Raw genomic sequence first — 15,287 nt, 5'->3', positions numbered from 1 at the left:
TCCATGAACCCATCATCATGGGCACGGTGGCGAGCGTCGGCGCCATCGTCGTTGCGGCTCTCGCATGGGTCACCATCAATGGATACTGGCCGTATCTCTGGCGCGAATGGATCACCTCGGTCGATCACAAGCGCATCGGGGTCATGTACATCGTCCTTGCGCTGCTCATGCTGGTGCGCGGCTTTGCGGACGGCATCATGATGCGTACCCAGCAGGCCGTCGCGGCCGGCGGTGCGCAGGGCTATCTGCCACCTGAGCATTTCGACCAGATTTTCTCGGCGCATGGCACCATCATGATTTTCTTCGTAGCTATGCCGTTGGTGATCGGCCTGATGAATTTTGCCGTGCCGCTGCAGCTCGGCGTCCGCGACGTCGCGTTTCCCACGATGAATTCCGCAAGCTTCTGGCTCACTGCAACGGGAGTCCTGCTGATCAATGTCTCGCTCTTGGTCGGCGAATTCGCCAAGACCGGCTGGGTTGCCTATCCGCCGCTCAGCGAGCTGCAGTTCTCGCCGGGTGTCGGCGTCGACTATTACCTGTGGTCCCTGCAGATCTCCGGCATCGGGACCCTGTTGAGCGGAGTCAATTTCGTCACCACGATCCTGAAGATGCGCGCGCCCGGCATGAGCTATATGCGCATGCCGGTGTTCTGCTGGACCGCGCTCGCCTCGAATCTGCTGATCGTGGCCGCATTTCCGGTGCTCACCGCGCTGTTCGCAATGCTGCTGCTCGATCGTTACCTCGGCTTTCACTTCTTTACGCTGGATGCCGGCGGCAACGCGATGATGTACGTGAACCTGTTCTGGGTCTGGGGTCACCCCGAAGTCTACATTCTCGTGCTGCCGGCATTCGGCATCTATTCGGAGGTGAGCGCGACATTCTCCGAAAAGACGCTGTTCGGCTACCGGTCGATGGTCGGCGCGACGCTGGCGATCTGCGTGCTGTCTTACACCGTGTGGCTGCATCATTTCTTCACAATGGGCGCAAGTGCTGGTGTCAACGCCTTCTTCGGCATCACCAGCATGATCATCGGAGTGCCGACCGGCGTCAAAGTCTTCAACTGGTTGTTCACGATGTATGGCGGTCGCGTCCGCTTCACGGTGCCGGTACTCTGGATGATCGGCTTTATGGTGGCGTTTGTGTTCGGCGGCCTCACCGGAGTTTTGCTGGCGTTGCCGGCTGTCGACTGGCAGGTGCACAACTCCGTCTTCCTGGTCGCCCATTTTCACCACGTCATCATCCCGGGCGTGCTGTTCGGCGCGATTGCCGGTTACAATTACTGGTTTCCCAAGGCATTTGGCTTCAAGCTGGATGAACGCTGGGGCAAAGCCGCGTTCTGGTGCTGGTTTATCGGGTTCCACCTTGCTTTCATGCCGCTCTATGTGACCGGGCTGATGGGCATGACCCGCCGTCTGCAGCACTATGATGTGCTGGCCTGGCAGCCCTGGCTGCTGGTCGCGGAGGCAGGTGCTGTCATCGTCATGGCCGGAATCATCTGTCAGGTCGTGCAGCTCGCGGTGTCCATTCGCGACCGCGAGCAGCTCCGCGACACCACGGGCGATCCCTGGAACGGACGCACCCTGGAATGGTCCATCGCGTCGCCGCCGCCGGCCTGGAATTTTGCGGTGCTGCCTCGTGCGGATGAGATCGATGCCTTCTGGGCAAAGAAGCAGCGTGTGCTCGCGGAGCAGGATTTGTCCGGGCGGCGGCGCAGGTACGAGCCGATCGAAATGCCCAAGAACAGTCCGGCCGGTTTCGTGACCGCGTTCTTCGCAGTGATTATCGGCTTCGCCCTGATCTGGCACATCTGGTGGATGGCAGGCGTCGGGCTTCTCGGCGCGACCATAACGTGGCTCGCCTTCATGTTCCGCACGGAGGACGAAGTCGAGATCCCAGCGGAACAGCTTGCCCGGTTCGATCGGACACATCCGGTGGAGGTGTCGCTATGAACATCCTGGTTGAGGCAGACGCCGTACACAGGGCCGAACTCCTTGATGTCGCCGAGGCGGGTCCCGCGTCCAAGCGAATCATCGCCGGCTTCGGGTTCTGGATCTTCCTGCTGAGCGACATCGTGATGTTCTCGGCGCTGTTTGCGAGCTATGCCGTGCTCGCAAAGGCGACTGCGGGTGGTCCGACCGGTGCCCAGTTGTTCGATCTGCGCAATGCCGCGATGGAGACTGCGTTTCTCCTGTTCTCCAGCTACAGCTGCGGACTGATGTCGCTCGCCATCAATTCGCGCCATCATCTCGGTACCTTCTTCGGTGCCGTGGTAACGTTCCTCCTGGGTGCGGCCTTTCTCAATCTCGAGCTCAGTGAATTCCAGAACATGATGGCGGTGGGGGCGTCCGCGCAACGCAGCGCGTTTCTTTCCGCCTTTTTCACGCTGGTCGGATGTCACGGCTTGCACGTAGCGGTCGGACTGGGCTGGCTGGTCCTCATGATGGTTCAACTGTCGCAGCGAGGCTTCCAGCAGGTCGTGGTGCGCCGCTTGCACTGCTTCTCCCTGTTCTGGCACGCACTCGACATCATCTGGGTCCTGATCTTTACAATTGTCTACCTGATGGGAGTCCTGCCATGACCGACACACGTTGGGATGTTGCCCCCGGAGATCGGCCGGCGATTCCGGCCTCGGAGCGAAGCGCGTCTTCCGGCCTGCTCGTCAACACGATCGGCCTGCTGCTGGCGGCGATCCTGACAGCCACATCGTTCTGGGTGGCCAACACGTCGGCAATCTGGGCTCCTGGCGTGCCGGCCGGACTTGCGGTCCTTGCCATCGCCCAGATGGGCGTGCACCTAGTGTTCTTTCTTCACATTACGACGGGGCCGGACAGCACCCACAATATCCTGGCGCTCGCGTTTGGCGTGCTCATCGTAATCCTCGTCCTCGCGGGCTCCCTCGTGATTATGGCCAATCTGAATGAGAACATGATGGCGCATGGCGAGATGATGAATTTGCAAATGCAGCGCTAAAACACATGGACGCTTCCATCATTTCTGCGCTCGCCGCCCTTATCGGCGCGACCATTGGCGGCCTGAGCAGCGGAATCGCCAATTGGCTCAACCACCGAAGCCAGGTCCGCGCGCAATGGTTGCTTCATGAGAAAAACCGGCGGCAGATCCTCTACAGGGATTTCATCGAGGAAGCCTCGAGATGTCACATCGATGCGCTTCAGCATCATGAGGTAAGTGCCGGTACCCCCGGCCTGGTTGCGCTGTATGCGAAGCTCAACAGGATGCGAGTGCTGTCCTCCAGGCCGGTCGTGCGAAGTGCCGAGCACATCGCCAAGACGATCATGGATACCTATTTGGAGCCGGACAAGAGTTTCGGCGAACTGCGTGACATGGCCAAACGCGGATCCATTGACCTGCTGCGCGAATTCAGCGAGGCCTGCCGCGAGGAATTCGACGAGATGCGCGACCGGCAGCTTTGACCGCGGATGCCGGGCATCAGGGACCTTGGTACGAGCCCGCCGCGGTGTTCTAAGCAACCAGCGACAAAATCCCAACATTCGAAGCAAAGCCTTCGACCATGCGCCTCACTAGTCCCGTTGCACGGGAACGAAAGGACTATCGATGCTGAAGCTGGTGACGTTGTGTTTGGTCCTCCAAACATTCCGTACGGCTATCAGAACCTTGGGCCTGGACGACTTGATTCACTGGACATCCATTTGAGTCCTGAGTGGATTCAATTCGATCTGGCCCGAGCCTGGGATCGATCGAGCGTTCTCCTTTCTGCTGACTCAAAAGTGAAGCCCGACGGAACCGAATAGAGCATCTAAGTAGCTCATCGGCAGGTCTGGCGTTACTCCGGTGAGGAGACGCGCCGATCAGCTGTCGACCCCGCTCGGCCGATGCGAGATCTGGCTACGAAATTCACGGGCGGATCGGCCAGGGTCACCGGCCGCCATCGACAGCAACCTATGACAAAATCGCGACAACCAGAGCAAAGCCGCGCCCGGGAAAAATCTGCATAACGGAGCCAGGCCACATCGATCCCGCTGATCGCTGGCCCGAAGGAGGGTTCCATGACGTTGCAGATTTCACGACGAGGCAGGGAATATCTGAAAACCGCGCAGGCCTTGCTCCACTCCGCCAGCACCATGACAGATCTGGCAGTTGCGCATCAGCTGAAGGCCCTGGCCGACTTGTACGAGCGGCGAGCGGCGCAAGCTTCGCATGTCGATGCGGCCAAGGCATTGGCCCGCGCGGCCACCCATGCCGAAAGCCAGGCGCGGTTTGAAGGAGACCGGACATGACCCAGGTATTTTTCCACCGCTCCACCACGAAGAAGGTTTTCCTCGATCACTCCGGGGCCGTGGTGAACGATCTCGCTGAGGCGCGCGATCATGCGACCCGCCTCGTGCGATCCTTCACCAGCGAGCACAGCCTCGAGGACTGGCGTGACTGGGTCCTGCATGTCAGTGACGACCAGGGCGATGAGCTGTTCGTCGTCCCCTTCGCTTTCGTACTTGGCAAGCCGCATTGATGTCAGCATGCGTCGCAAGACGATAGCCGACAGTACCCTTCGACGCTGAAAGGCAGCTTGGGTCCCCGGCGCGTTTCTTCCCCCCTGTCCCTCGCCGGGCTTCCCCGCGGCCGGTCCTTTCCCCCTCCCGAGGACCGGCCGCCCCCTTCGGGGCATGACGGCGCGAATGAGGAAAGCAAAAGGATATCACGATGAAAAATCTCTTTACGTGTGCCATAGCCGCGAGTTGCCTGGTCGCCTTCGCATCGGTCGCACAAGCCCGCTCGGCGTATGATGGGTCTTGGGAACTTCTCTTCGTGACGCGGCGAGGCGCGTGCGACCCGACCTATGATCTCTCTGTCAACATCACTGACGGCGTCGTCACGCACCCCAACCTCGTGAAGTTCAAGGGCCGTGTTGCTCGCTCGGGCGCCGTCAGCGCCTCGGTGAGCGTTCCGGACAAATATGCGTCCGGGTCGGGCCGGCTCTCGGGCGATTCCGGTCGCGGGACATGGGGCGGCTATTCGGGACGTGCGCGTTGTTCGGGGTACTGGACCGCCCAGCGAAACTGACGCTCGAAATCGTCCAACGGGCGGAAAGCGGAGTTTCCAATTGAAGACAGCAATCACCGAATTGTTCGGTATCCGGTATCCGATCATCCAGGGCGGCATGCATTATGTCGGCTTTGCCGAACTCGCATCAGCGTTGTCGAATGCCGGCGGCCTTGCCATGACGGGCAAGTCCAGACCGTGCGGCGCCCCAGACAACGATTACCATGCTCAAGCAGGCATAGTGCCAGTTTGCGTTCGGAGGATCTCTCCGGCGGGCCCCTTCAATGGCGAAGTGTGGCCCGACGCGCTGATGGCACCTTCAATCAGTCGACCACTAATCGCCTAGGGTGCCCGGATCATTCCCGCTCAAGACCCGGAATGGTTGGCAGTGCGGCGGCGAGGTAGTCGACGAAAGCGCGGACCCGACGCGGCACGAAGCGGCCGGAAGGATAGATCGCATGCAGCTCCAGCGGAGCGTAAGCGTAGTCCTCCATGACCCGCACCAATGCGCCGTTCTCGAGCAGCGGCTGTACGAGCGGCACTTGGGCGCCGCCGACGCCAATGCCGGCGCGGATCGCCTCGACCAGCACGAACGTATTGTTGGCGAGGAAGCGCGATCGCACGCGCACCTCCAGCGGCCCGTCCGGGCCATTCAGCGACAGGACGTCCCCCGCCGCCGACCAGCTGAAGCGCACATGCGGGTGGCGCGCCAGATCTTCCGGCGTTTGCGGGCATCCCTCGACGGCGACGTACTCCGGAGAAGCTACCAAAATCCGCCGTAGCATCGCCAGACGCCGCGCCACCAGCCCTGGGGAAGCGAGCGTGCCGAGACGGATGGCCACGTCGACAGCCTCGCCGATGAGATCGGCGTATCGGTCGTCGGTGATCAGCTCGACCGCCAGCTTCGGGTGAAGCCGCTGGAAGCCGATCAAGATCGGCGCCACATGCGCCTGGCCGAACCCGACCGGCGCATGCACCCGCAGGATGCCGCTCAGCGTGCCCGCCGCCTCGGTCACCCCGTCCTCGACCTCGGTCACCGCCTCGAGGATTCGGCGGGCCTGGATGTGGTAGCGCTCACCGGCCTCGGTCAGCGCAAGGCGGCGGGTGCTGCGGTTCAGGAGGCGCACGCCCAGCCGCCGCTCCAGCGCTGCCACCTGCTGGCTGACCGCAGGCTGGGTCAGCCCCAGCTCTCGCGCTGCCGCCGACAGGCTGCCGAGCTCCGCCACCCGCACAAAGGTTGCCATCGTGATGAAACGGTCCATCGCCACCGATCTCAAAGGGCTGCTTATGGATGATAGTAGGCACAATCACCTACCGAATGCACCACGAATGAATGATCTCTCCGGGACTGGTCCTGATTGATTTCCTCAACCTGGAGACGACTATGAAAATGTTTTACAATCCGTTCTCGCCCTTCTCCCGCAAGGCCCGGATCGTCGCCATCGAGACCGGCCAGCAGGACCGGATCGAGCTGGTCCTCATTAACACCGAGGACCCGGCAAACGGTCTGTCGGCGTACAACCCGGTGCGCAAGATCCCGGTGCTGGAGGCCGATTTCGGCCCGCTCTACGACAGCCCTGTAATCTGCGAGTATCTCGACTCGCGGCATGACGGACCGAACCTGCTGCCCGCCGCGGGCGAGGCCCGCTGGCGCGCGCTGCGCTGGCAAGCCCTGGCCGATGGACTGTTGGATGCCGCGCTCCTGATCCGCTACGAGCTGAACCTGCGCCAGGAGTCTGGACGCAGCGAAGCCTGGATCGAGCGCCAGACGACCAAGATCCGGAATGCGCTCGACCGTATGGAGGCGGAGGCGGCGGAGCTCGAGGGGCCTGTAACCATCGGCACAATCAGCGCCGCTTGCGCCCTCGGCTATCTGGACTCGCGCTTCGCCGACTGGGACTGGCGCGAGACCCATCCCGGCCTGGCAGCTTGGCATGCGGGCTTCGCCAAGCGTCCTTCCTATATCGCGACGATCCCTCGGGCATGAGCGGTGCGCCGACGCCTGATCACCGCGTGACGGCGACTTCGGTTCGGGACGATCCACCGAACGCCCTTCGATGATCTGGGAGGATCCTCTCGAGTTTCGTCGCATCGCGGCAAATTTCGAAAAGCCTGGTTCAGAAGATAGCAACGTCCAACCCTCGGGAGGGCATCATGGAGATTCGACGAGAGCAGCCAGCCGGCGCGAGCGTAGAACCACAGCCTCACGGCGACCGTTGGCAGAGTCGCGGTCCGACGAAGTTATTGTTGTCTTCGATGAATCGAGGCTGGTCTGGCCTGTCGGCCGAGGTGCGCACTCATGGCAAAAGCGTAATTCCCTGGCAAGGCACGCAATCCGATACCGAGATTTGTATCGATATCCGTGGTAATGGGTCGCTCATCACGCGGCGTGCTTCCGGGATCGTGGATAAAAAGGTCACCCGCGCCGGCACCGTATGGCTAACTCCCGCGGGTTGGCGGGACGGCTCCGTCGACATCGCCAACGATCTGCCGGAAATCATGCATATCCATCTTCCCTCGAGCCAGTTCTCCCCGAGCAAGCTCGGTATCGACGTCGATGAGTCGGTGCTCGGCTTCCTGAGATATCAGAGCGCCTTCGAAGATCCGCTACTAGGCGAGATGGCGCGGGCCATCGCGTCGGAACTGCAGGCCGAAACCTCTGCAGGCACGCTGCTGGTCGAGTCACTGGCAAGCAGCATGGCCGCCAGGCTGATTCAAAAACACATCTGTACGCCAACTGCCTCCTTTGTTACCCGCTTAGCGAGAGAAGGGCTCGATCGCCGCAGGCTCTTCCGCGTGCTGGATTATATCGAAGCAAACCTCGAAGGCGATCTCACTCTTGATCGCATGGCATCAACGGCGGCTCTGAGCCGCTACCACTTTGCCCGCGCCTTCAAGCAGGCCGTCGGACAATCTCCCCATCGCTATGTGAGTACCAAGCGCCTCGAGCGCGCGAAACTCCTGCTGATCGAAGGTGATCTCCCCTTGGTCGAGATTGCACTGGCACTCGGCTTTTCCAGCCAAGCCAATTTTTCACGCGCGTTCCGGCAGGCGACCGGTCTGGCGCCCGGCCAGTATCGTCGGGGGCTTGGATCGTGGGAACGCGACCCGTCGGTGGACGATATCAGTCGGGCTCTTCCGATTCTGGCGTGATCGCGGGCGCGAGGCGGCCGCGTCAGCGCGGTCGGCATTGTGACCTGGTATTTGATGATTCAGTTTTTATGAGTGATTGGACCTTCCGGGCACGTTTCGAGATAAATCGATACACGCGCTTGCAGGCACCTCGACTTCGGCAAAAATATGCAAGCCATGTTTGCGCAACGGTTCGCCAACTCCCGGTTTATCAACCACCAACGCCGAGACCCCGCGCCTGGCAAGAGCGTTTGGAAAGCCCGAGAGAAAAAGAAACTCCTTCAGTCCGTCCAAACCGTTGAAATGCGCCATGACAGGTGCAGGACCCTTTGTCTCGGCCGGAACGAATAAACGCAGGAAGCGCCGTCTAAAGGAACCGTTACTCTCTGCCAATCCACACCACCCAGTTTCTAAATACTTCGAGAAACTTGCAAGCAGCAGGTCGTAGGCCGCATGCGAGGAGGATATGTGCGCGCCGGCATCCGTTCGCCAGTAATGTACATGACCGTTGCTTGAGCTGAAGATGCTGGCCTCCTCATCTCCAGAGGTTCGTTTTGGCCAGGTCGATCAACTCGTCGCCGCGGCCGCTGATCACGGCCTTGATCATGTACATGGTGAAACCCTTGGCCATTTCCAGTGTGACCGAGGGCGGCATGGCGAGTTCGCTCCGGTTCACGACCGCATCGATCAGCACTGGACCGTCGTGCGCGAGCGCCGCAGCAATTCCTTCCGTGACGTCGGATGAATGCTCGAGGCGGATGCCGCGTATGCCCGCGGCTTCGGCCATCGCTGCGAAATTCGGATTCTTGAGCTCGGTGCCGTAGTTGAGAATTCCCGTCGACTTCTGCTCCAGCTCGATGAAGCCCAGGGCACCATTGTTGAACACGACGACCTTTACGGGCAGCCTTTGTTGGGCAAGGGTGAGAAGATCGCCCATCAGCATGGTGAAGCCGCCATCACCCGAGAGCGAGATTACCTGGCGGCCGGGATAGGCGGCCTGCGCCCCCACGGCCTGCGCCATGGCATTGGCCATGGAGCCGTGCCAGAACGAGCCGAGCAGACGGCGCTTTCCGTTCATCGCCAGGTAGCGGGCAGCCCAAACCGTTGGCAGGCCGACGTCGCAGGTGAACACCGCGTCATCTGCAGCCTGGTCGTTGATCGTCTTTGCGACCTGTTGTGGATGAATCAGTGCCTTGCCCGGCATGGCCACGGCAAGCTCGTCCAGCGCCTTGCGCGCCTTGGTGTAGTGGCGCTGCGCCTGTGCCAGATGTGTGCCGTCGGCTTTTGTCTTGAGCAAGGGAAGCAATGCCGCAAGCGTCGCCCGGACATCACCCACCACACCGAGATCGACAGTGGCACGGCGGCCGATATTCTCCGGCCTCAAATCGACCTGCACGATACGGGCATCGCGGTTGTCTGGATAGAATTGCCGATAGGGAAAATCGGTCCCGAGCATGAGCAAGAGGTCGCAGTCGCGCATGGCGTAATAGCCGGAGGAAAAGCCAATCAAACCCGTCATGCCCACGTCGTATGGGTTTTCCCATTCGACATGTTCCTTCCCCCGCAGGGCGTGCACCATGGGCGCCTGGAGCCGTTCGCCCAGGGCTAGAAGTTCGTCATGCGCTCCCGCGCAGCCGGAGCCGCAGAGGACGGTCACGCGGCTCGTGCCATTGAGCAGTCTAGCAAGCTTTTCGAGGTCGTCGGTTGCCGGCGTTACGACCGGCATCGGCGGCAGCAAGCTATCGGCTTTTGGGGCTGGTGCAGTCATAGCCGCCTGCAGCGCGACGTTGCCAGGAATGACAAGCACCGACGCGCCTCGCTTGCCGACTGCTTCCTTGATCGCGACCTGCAACGCTCGCGGCATCTGATCTGCTCCTGACACGAGCTCGCAATAGTGGCTGCATTCCTTGAACAGGTTCTCCGGGTGGGTTTCCTGAAAATAGCCGCTGCCGATCTCGGCGGAGGGAATATGCGCAGCGATTGCGAGTACAGGAACGCGGGATCGATGACAATCGAACAGACCATTAATGAGGTGCAGATTACCCGGCCCGCAGCTTCCGGCGCAGACTGCGAGCTCGCCCGTCAGATGGGCCTCGGCGCCCGCGGCGAAAGCGGCGACCTCCTCGTGACGAACGTGGACCCAGTCGATCCCGCCATGACGCCGGATCGCATCCGTCAAGCCGTTGAGACTGTCCCCAACCACGCCGTAGATGCGCTTAATGCCGGCCGCCGCCAGCGTCTCAACGAATTGGTCAGCAACGGTTTTGGCAGGCATGGCGCGTCCTCGAATGTTGAGCAAGCCGCGTTCGGCCAAAAGGCTGTCAGCACGGGTCCTTTCTCGGAGCGCTCAGGATACCGATGCATCGGACAGTGGCTTTTCTTCGGTTGCCGCTGTTTTGTCAGGAGTTGCTGAAAACACGAGGATGACGACTGAGAATGAAGCTACATTCCCGCCAGCGGCTTTCTCCTAATTTGCAACCGAGTTCGCGGCCAGACTTGCGCACGCCGCCGGGTGTCAACTACGCAAGTCATCCGCGCCTTCTCAGCGCCAGCAGGCATGCTCTTGCATTCCTACCTCGTGAGTCTGCGGGGTGGGCGCACGAAGGTGGCGCTGCGGACCGGAAAGCACCTGACATTCAGGCCTGCAGGTGCCATAGGCGGCGCGCTAACGCGCACGCCGTCGCCAATTGCTCGGGGTATCGCCCGTTAGCTTCCTGAACGCCGCGGCGAACGCGGTTTGGGAAGAATAGCCGAGCGCGACCGCGATTGAGAGCACCGACGCGTCGGTGTCGCGTAGCATATTTTTAGCTTCCTCCAGCCGTTGCTGGCGTCGCCAAGCATGCGGGGAGAGCCCGGTGCTTTCCTTGAAGGCGCGGCAGAAGTGAAATCGCGAAAGACCGGCATCAGAAGCGAGCGCCGCGAGCGATACGTCCGCATCGTTATCCGAACGCAGGCGCTCGATGGCGCGGCGCAACACTATCGGTGAGAGGCCGCCCAGCGTCGGCTGGAACGTGGTCGGCACACCGACATGCGCAGCCAGCAGGCGCGTGGTCACGAGGTCCATCAGCTGATGCCTGAAAAGGGTATCCAGGCCGTTGCCGTCCATGGCACCGGCCGCTGTCAGGAGCAATCGAGATGTAATGGGATCGGGCTGTGCCGTCCGCTCCAGGAGATCGGTTGAGGTGGTGCTGTCGAGCTCACCTGCAACCCGCTCGAGCGTGGTGTGCGGAAGATAGAGTTGGACGACGTCGACAGGCTTCGGAATGTCCCACCGAGAGCTCGATCCTTCGGGAATGATGATCACGGCTCCGGGGCGAAGCGTACCGATAGCGACCGCGCTTCCCGTCCGCCGCACTATGCGCTGCACCGTGCCGTTGTACGCCATGATCACGTGATGGCTCATGGGCGCGACGACGTCGTGCAGCGGGTCATGCTTCCAATGGGCGATGCCGGCGCCGCAGGAATCCAAAGCCATGTGAAGTGGGGTGGTCCCGACCACCCGCGCCATTTCTGCACTAGGGTGAGGTCGCTCGACATGGGCCGGAGTGACTTGGCACGCCTCAGGCGCACCTGACGCGTCCTCCAAGGCATCGCGCGAGATGTGCTTGTTCATGAACGTATGCTCGCCTCAGCGGGAATGCAGGTTGTGGCCGTGACCTGGCCTGGCTGGGTTCGTAGGGGGGATGCGCACGTCAGTGCGCGTCGGGTGCAGGGCGGGCAGAACCCTTGTTCCCGAAGGATATGAAAATGTGTACAGTTTTCAGCGGAAAAGACCTTGTAGCCGGCCCGAATTGCGATTGAGTTTTCCTTGGCTTCTTGTCCAAGAAGGATCACAAGTGCCGTTTCTGTTTGAAGATTATCGCCTGGATGCCGGGCGGCGCGAGCTCAGGCGAGGCTCCGAACTCGTCCCCGTTGGACCGAAGGTGTTCGACCTGCTGCTCTTCCTGGTTGAAAACCGCGAACAGGTCGTGACAAGGGACGATCTTTTGAAGGCGGTGTGGGACGGACGGATCGTGTCCGAATCCACGCTGACCAGCCACGTCAATGCCGTGCGCAAGGCAGTAGGGGACACCGGCAAAGAGCAACGTCTGATCCGGACGGTTTCTCGCAGAGGCCTCCGCTTTGTTGGCCAGATCACCGAGGAAGAATTGCCGACACGAACCTTGGTCGCGGACCCGGGTCGGAAGGTTGGCGTCCCACGTGTAGAGAACATCCAGGAGACAATCAGGGCCTTTGAGGTCGATGCGCCTACTGGAGCGCGAGAGGCTGCGCCATTTTTTGCTGCCGCGGCAGAGAGCCCGCCTCCGCTGCCGGACAAGCCTTCCATTGCGGTGCTTCCGTTTCAGAACATGTCGGGCGATGTCGAACAGGAATACTTTGCCGATGGAATGGCCGAAGACATCATCACGGCGCTGTCCCGTTTCAAGGAGCCATTCGTCATCGCCCGAAACTCAAGCTTCACCTACAAGGCGCGGGCCGTCGACGTGAAACAGGTGGGGCGTGAGCTCGGGGTACGCTACGTGTTGGAGGGGAGCGTTCGCAAGGTGGCAAACCGGGTGCGCATCACGGGACAGCTCGTCGATGCCGCCACCGGAGCGCATATTTGGGCGGACCGTTTCGATGGCGAGCTCGGCGACATCTTCGAGTTGCAGGACCGGGTGACCGAGAGCGTTGTCGGGGCGATCGCGCCCGCGGTGGAAAAGGCTGAGATCGAGCGCGCCAAACGCAAGCCGATCGCCAGTCTCGATGCCTACGCCATCTATTTGCGCGGTCTGGCCGGTCTCCATCAGTTTGGCAACCGGCAAGCGAACGAGGAGGCATTGCGTCTTTTCAAACGGGCAATCGAGCTCGACCCGGAATTTGCGACCGCCTACGGTCGTGCAGCCTCTTGCTACCTCATCGCTAAAATCAACGGCTGGATCACGGACACGGCGAATGCAATTGCAGAAGTAAAGACGCTCACTCAGCGGGCCGTCGAGTTGGGCAAGAATGACCCCATTGCGCTCTCCACCGGCGGGAATGCGTTGGCGTTTGTCGTTGGGGAGCTCGGAGTAGGTGCCGGCTTGGTCGACCGCGCGCTGGCGCTCAATTCCAACCTGGGCGAAGGATGGAATTTCGGCGGATGGATAAAAATCTGGCTCGGCGAGCCGGAAGCGGCGATCGAGCGCTTCGCACGCGCCATTCGTCTGAGCCCACTCGATCCGTGGCTGATGGGCATGCGGGCCGGGACCGCGTACGCACATTTTTTTTCGGACCGTTATGACGAAGCGGCATCGTGGGCGGAAATGGCATTGCAGTGCAGCCCGGACTACCGACCTGGCTTGCGTATCACCGCCGCCAGCAACGCAATGGCCGGCCGCCAGGAGCAGGCACGCAAGGCAGTGGCTCGGCTGCGAGAACTCAGTCCAACGCTGCGCCTTTCTAATCTCAAAGACGTCCTTGGCCCTTATCGACGCGCCAAGGACGTCGCGCGATATGAAGAAGGGCTGCGGCAAGCAGGGCTGCCCGAATGATCATCCCAGCCAAGATGCTCGCGCCGCCAATGGCCCCGAGCGGATGCGCTCGGGTTGCCGTTTCTTCAGACTCGGCCGTGAGGTGAGGCGCGCCTCATGTCGTGGCTAACGTCAAGCCGTGTGAGCCAACTGGCGTCTGTTAGCGCCGCGGCAAGTCCGCTTTCGAGAAGTCGGGTTCCTCCGCGGGGTGGCTCGTTTGCAAGGCGTCGATAGCATGCGCCGCGAAGATACTTGTGCTGACCATTGCGAGGATGGTTATCAACATCTTGATGGATCCACGTTCATCATGAGTTTCCAAAAAAGGGCTATTGTCGGCGGAGAAGCGCGAAGCGCATCTTCACGCTGGAATGCTGCTGCGTGGGCAGGTCCCGCTATGTTTGAAGCCCGTGCCGGTTCACTCGCGCCTATCGCGCGGTCCAACCGCCATCGACGGAGATTGCCGTGCCTGTGATCTGGTCTGCCGCGGCCGAGCACAGGAAGGCGACGGTGCCGCCAAGTTGCTCGGGAGATGCGAAATCAAGGGACGGTTGCTTCTCCGCGAGAAGCTCCTCGGTAGCTTGCTTCTGACTGATGCCCCGCTGCGTGGCGATGTCGCTGATCTGCTTCTCGACCAGGGGCGTTCGCACCCAGCCGGGGCAGACCGCGTTGCAGGTCACGCCGCTTCCGGCGGTCTCGAGGCCGACGACCTTGGTGAGGCCGACGAGGCCGTGCTTGGCGGCCACGTAGGCAGCTTTGTGGGTCGAGGCGACGAGGCCGTGCGCAGAGGCGATGTTGACAACCCGCCCCCAACGCTGCTGCTTCATCTGCGGCACGGCGGCCGAGATTCCATGGAATGCCGCCGACAGATATCGAGGATGGCCTGCCACTTGGCGGCCGGGAATCATCAACCGGTGCGGTAAACTGGATGCCGGCATTGTTGACGAGGATGTCAAGACGTCCGAATTTTTTTTCGACGGTCGCATGGATCAATCCCCGCAGGGACTCGCCCTTCGACATGTCGGCGCCATCGTAGATGCAGCGCACGCCGTGATCGCGCTCCATGCCGCTGCGGATGTTTTCGATCTCATTCGCGTCGCCGAAACCGTTGAGCACGATATCGGCACCGAGCCTGGCGAGCTCCCTGGCGATTCCAAGTCCGATGCCACTGGTCGATCCAGTGACGATGGCTACTTTGCCCTTCAACATGGCAGATTCCTTTCAACGTCGATCTTGCAGTGGACGCTTGCGGTCCGTCCGAATGGCCTGCAATTCAATCGTCGGTCGATTCGTTCGCTTCTGACTCGCGTCCGAGCCGATCAGCACGGGAGGTTTGTCGTACCCGTTCCGACTGCTGCAGAAGATGAGGGCCGTGAGCCCGCATCCGACGACGAGCGAGAACAGCACGCCGGCAGCCATGGCGACGTAGCCGGTTGCCGAAACCTCGATCCCGTCAGCAAGGGTCCAGCTGACGTAGGCGACGAAATCGGTGGCCACCAGGAGCAGGACGAGCACCAGGATGATCGTCCACGAGGCGGCGCCGGAACGTGCCGGCGCAGATCGCCCCGGCGGTAGACGAAGCTCCGTCGTGACGTTCTGCTCGGGAGCGTCGGAGAGGGTCGGCATGGTGTTCTCCTGATCAAAGGGCGA

The 15,287-nt window shown here is 61.4% G+C and carries 14 protein-coding genes and 2 pseudogenes; 11 read left to right on the top strand and 5 right to left on the bottom strand.

Annotated features, from left to right (window positions below; genetic code table 11):
- Window positions 1-17 precede the first annotated feature (17 nt).
- The 8 genes and pseudogenes from cyoB to ACVWZM_RS01590 form a co-directional block, all read left to right on the top strand.
- Window positions 18-1,949 (top strand): cytochrome o ubiquinol oxidase subunit I, encoded by a 1,932-nt coding sequence (gene cyoB / locus ACVWZM_RS01625; RefSeq protein WP_456851575.1) that lies wholly within the window; start codon window positions 18-20, stop codon window positions 1,947-1,949.
- The gene (locus ACVWZM_RS01620) at window positions 1,946-2,578 is read left to right on the top strand and encodes a cytochrome c oxidase subunit 3 (RefSeq protein ID WP_456851573.1); all 633 of its coding nucleotides are present in this window, start codon (window positions 1,946-1,948) and stop codon (window positions 2,576-2,578) included. The genes cyoB and ACVWZM_RS01620 overlap by 4 nt, the downstream gene beginning before the upstream one ends.
- Window positions 2,575-2,970: a cytochrome o ubiquinol oxidase subunit IV gene (locus ACVWZM_RS01615; RefSeq protein WP_168857402.1), complete on the top strand. Its 396-nt coding sequence runs from the start codon at window positions 2,575-2,577 to the stop codon at window positions 2,968-2,970. The genes ACVWZM_RS01620 and ACVWZM_RS01615 overlap by 4 nt, the downstream gene beginning before the upstream one ends.
- Window positions 2,971-2,975: 5 nt before the next feature.
- Entirely contained in the window at window positions 2,976-3,431 is a 456-nt protein-coding gene (locus tag ACVWZM_RS01610) for a hypothetical protein (protein ID WP_141340154.1), read from the top strand.
- Between the two features lie 594 nt (window positions 3,432-4,025).
- Window positions 4,026-4,256, top strand: coding sequence for a hypothetical protein (locus tag ACVWZM_RS01605; protein ID WP_456851572.1), 231 nt, complete (start codon window positions 4,026-4,028; stop codon window positions 4,254-4,256).
- Window positions 4,253-4,486, top strand: coding sequence for a DUF6894 family protein (locus ACVWZM_RS01600; RefSeq protein ID WP_141340152.1), 234 nt, complete (start codon window positions 4,253-4,255; stop codon window positions 4,484-4,486). Before ACVWZM_RS01605 ends, ACVWZM_RS01600 begins: the two co-directional genes overlap by 4 nt.
- Window positions 4,487-4,677: 191 nt before the next feature.
- Window positions 4,678-5,037 (top strand): hypothetical protein, encoded by a 360-nt coding sequence (locus ACVWZM_RS01595; RefSeq protein ID WP_456851570.1) that lies wholly within the window; start codon window positions 4,678-4,680, stop codon window positions 5,035-5,037.
- 40 nt (window positions 5,038-5,077) lie between these two features.
- Window positions 5,078-5,197 (top strand): annotated as a pseudogene (locus ACVWZM_RS01590) (nitronate monooxygenase); the annotation flags it as partial.
- Between the two features lie 175 nt (window positions 5,198-5,372).
- On the opposite strand, the gene ACVWZM_RS01585 reads toward ACVWZM_RS01590, so the two are convergent.
- Window positions 5,373-6,278: a LysR family transcriptional regulator gene (locus ACVWZM_RS01585; RefSeq protein ID WP_229193104.1), complete on the bottom strand. Its 906-nt coding sequence runs from the start codon at window positions 6,276-6,278 to the stop codon at window positions 5,373-5,375.
- Between the two features lie 122 nt (window positions 6,279-6,400).
- Between ACVWZM_RS01585 and ACVWZM_RS01580 the strand changes: the two genes are divergently transcribed.
- Both ACVWZM_RS01580 and ACVWZM_RS01575 read left to right on the top strand, forming a co-directional pair.
- A complete protein-coding gene (locus tag ACVWZM_RS01580; protein WP_456848431.1) occupies window positions 6,401-7,003 on the top strand; it encodes a glutathione S-transferase in 603 nt (200 codons plus the stop codon).
- A 167-nt stretch (window positions 7,004-7,170) separates the two neighbouring features.
- Window positions 7,171-8,169 carry a helix-turn-helix domain-containing protein gene (locus ACVWZM_RS01575; RefSeq protein WP_456851567.1) on the top strand — a complete coding sequence of 333 codons (999 nt, stop codon included), beginning with the start codon at window positions 7,171-7,173 and terminating at the stop codon, window positions 8,167-8,169.
- Window positions 8,170-8,683: 514 nt separating this feature from the next.
- Here the strand turns inward: ACVWZM_RS01575 and poxB are convergent.
- Together poxB and ACVWZM_RS01565 are read right to left on the bottom strand one after the other, a co-directional pair.
- A complete protein-coding gene (gene poxB, locus ACVWZM_RS01570; protein WP_456848435.1) occupies window positions 8,684-10,423 on the bottom strand; it encodes a ubiquinone-dependent pyruvate dehydrogenase in 1,740 nt (579 codons plus the stop codon).
- A 390-nt stretch (window positions 10,424-10,813) separates the two neighbouring features.
- Complete coding sequence (locus tag ACVWZM_RS01565) at window positions 10,814-11,761, bottom strand: helix-turn-helix domain-containing protein (RefSeq protein ID WP_456848437.1); 948 nt, start codon at window positions 11,759-11,761, stop codon at window positions 10,814-10,816.
- A 223-nt stretch (window positions 11,762-11,984) separates the two neighbouring features.
- On the opposite strand from ACVWZM_RS01565, the gene ACVWZM_RS01560 reads away from it, so the two are divergent.
- Window positions 11,985-13,661 carry a winged helix-turn-helix domain-containing tetratricopeptide repeat protein gene (locus ACVWZM_RS01560; protein ID WP_456851565.1) on the top strand — a complete coding sequence of 559 codons (1,677 nt, stop codon included), beginning with the start codon at window positions 11,985-11,987 and terminating at the stop codon, window positions 13,659-13,661.
- 404 nt (window positions 13,662-14,065) lie between these two features.
- Here ACVWZM_RS01560 and ACVWZM_RS01555 read toward each other — a convergent pair.
- Window positions 14,066-14,846, bottom strand: a pseudogene (locus ACVWZM_RS01555) (3-hydroxybutyrate dehydrogenase).
- A gap of 12 nt (window positions 14,847-14,858) precedes the next feature.
- Entirely contained in the window at window positions 14,859-15,263 is a 405-nt protein-coding gene (locus ACVWZM_RS01550) for a hypothetical protein (protein WP_456851563.1), read from the bottom strand.
- Window positions 15,264-15,287: the final 24 nt, after the last annotated feature.

It is taken from the genome of Bradyrhizobium sp. USDA 4501, from assembly GCF_054062115.1.
This window is presented reverse-complemented; position numbering and strand designations above follow the sequence as displayed.

Excerpts from the sequence above, each read along its gene's own strand:
- cyoB (WP_456851575.1), top strand. The coding sequence starts at position 18 with ATGGGCACGGTGGCGAGCGTCGGCGCCATCGTCGTTGCGGCTCTCGCA.
- ACVWZM_RS01620 (WP_456851573.1), top strand. The coding sequence starts at position 1,946 with ATGAACATCCTGGTTGAGGCAGACGCCGTACACAGGGCCGAACTCCTT.
- ACVWZM_RS01615 (WP_168857402.1), top strand. The coding sequence starts at position 2,575 with ATGACCGACACACGTTGGGATGTTGCCCCCGGAGATCGGCCGGCGATT.
- ACVWZM_RS01610 (WP_141340154.1), top strand. The coding sequence starts at position 2,976 with ATGGACGCTTCCATCATTTCTGCGCTCGCCGCCCTTATCGGCGCGACC.
- ACVWZM_RS01605 (WP_456851572.1), top strand. The coding sequence starts at position 4,026 with ATGACGTTGCAGATTTCACGACGAGGCAGGGAATATCTGAAAACCGCG.
- ACVWZM_RS01600 (WP_141340152.1), top strand. The coding sequence starts at position 4,253 with ATGACCCAGGTATTTTTCCACCGCTCCACCACGAAGAAGGTTTTCCTC.
- ACVWZM_RS01595 (WP_456851570.1), top strand. The coding sequence starts at position 4,678 with ATGAAAAATCTCTTTACGTGTGCCATAGCCGCGAGTTGCCTGGTCGCC.
- ACVWZM_RS01585 (WP_229193104.1), bottom strand. The coding sequence starts at position 6,278 with ATGGACCGTTTCATCACGATGGCAACCTTTGTGCGGGTGGCGGAGCTC.
- ACVWZM_RS01580 (WP_456848431.1), top strand. The coding sequence starts at position 6,401 with ATGAAAATGTTTTACAATCCGTTCTCGCCCTTCTCCCGCAAGGCCCGG.
- ACVWZM_RS01575 (WP_456851567.1), top strand. The coding sequence starts at position 7,171 with ATGGAGATTCGACGAGAGCAGCCAGCCGGCGCGAGCGTAGAACCACAG.
- poxB (WP_456848435.1), bottom strand. The coding sequence starts at position 10,423 with ATGCCTGCCAAAACCGTTGCTGACCAATTCGTTGAGACGCTGGCGGCG.
- ACVWZM_RS01565 (WP_456848437.1), bottom strand. The coding sequence starts at position 11,761 with ATGAACAAGCACATCTCGCGCGATGCCTTGGAGGACGCGTCAGGTGCG.
- ACVWZM_RS01550 (WP_456851563.1), bottom strand. The coding sequence starts at position 15,263 with ATGCCGACCCTCTCCGACGCTCCCGAGCAGAACGTCACGACGGAGCTT.